Origin of the sequence: Flavobacterium aurantiibacter, from assembly GCF_002251775.1 — a bacterium.
In the GTDB taxonomy this organism is placed as follows: Bacteria; Bacteroidota; Bacteroidia; order Flavobacteriales; family Flavobacteriaceae; genus Flavobacterium; species Flavobacterium aurantiibacter.
In genome coordinates this window covers 1-990 of record NZ_NOXX01000039.1, presented here as the reverse complement: position 1 = coordinate 990, position 990 = coordinate 1, and the positions used below count along the sequence as shown (strand labels likewise).

Below are 990 nucleotides of genomic sequence, written 5' to 3'. Positions count from 1 at the left end.
CCATTGATAAGTTAAATTCGTTCCCGTAGCAACGACATTTAATGTGAGAGAATCGCCCGAACAGTAGCTTGCAGCTGCCTGAGGTTGAGTGGTGATTTGCGGTAAGGCGTTAACTGTAAGCGTTACATCAGTAGAAAATTGGGGTAGGTTACAATTATTATTCACCTCAACGCGATAGGTACCTGCGTCTGAGAGCTGCGCGTTTGCAATCGTTAAGGTCTGGGTCTGACTTCCCGTTACCGTTGCTGAATCGGTTATTGGTGTAGTTCCTTTAAACCAACGATACGTGAGTCCAGGACCCGTAGCATTTACCGTCCAAACCTGAGTATCACCTTCGCATATTGTATTAGAACTAATAAATGGCGCTACAATAACAATAGGCTGATCGACCGACAACGCAGCTAAAACTGAATCGATACTGCCACAGCTGTTACTTACACGCACAAAATAATTGCCCGCGTTAGCTGTGGTTGGGTTGGAAATCGTCAAAGTAGTTGTATCCACTCCCGAAAACTGCCCGCCATTACTTAACGGACTGCCGTTATAGAACCATTGGTGTGAAACAGAATCTCCTGTTGAAGCTACTGTAAAAGAAGTAGAAGTAATTCCAGGACACAGACTCTGACCAACCGGTTCTGTGGTGATTGCGGCAGGTGCAATAACGTTTACCGTTACTGGAGCAGGGAACGTAGTGGCGGCACAAGAAGGCGTATCGGCACTAGCAATACCCGTTATAGTATAAGTGGTTGCAGCACTAATACCTACTGTGATACTAACTACAGCATTACCTGCTGCATCCAAAGGTACAGGAGTCGAAGAAGTACCATCAAAAACCGTTACCGTAGCGTTAGGAGTACCCGAAATAAGTAAGTTAAACGGATCGCCAGCACAAACATTACTGTTGCTCGCAATAAACTGCGTAACAACCGGAATCGGATTCACAACAACAACTGCAGATTGACCAGTGATTGTAGCTGTACAAGGCGGGGT

Annotated in this window: 1 protein-coding gene; it reads right to left on the bottom strand. The window is 45.7% G+C overall.

Going from position 1 to position 990, the window contains the following annotated elements; translation table 11 throughout:
* Nucleotides 1–990, bottom strand: a 990-nt coding sequence (locus CHX27_RS00370; RefSeq protein WP_207758906.1) for an immunoglobulin domain-containing protein, incomplete at both ends; no start/stop codon positions are given.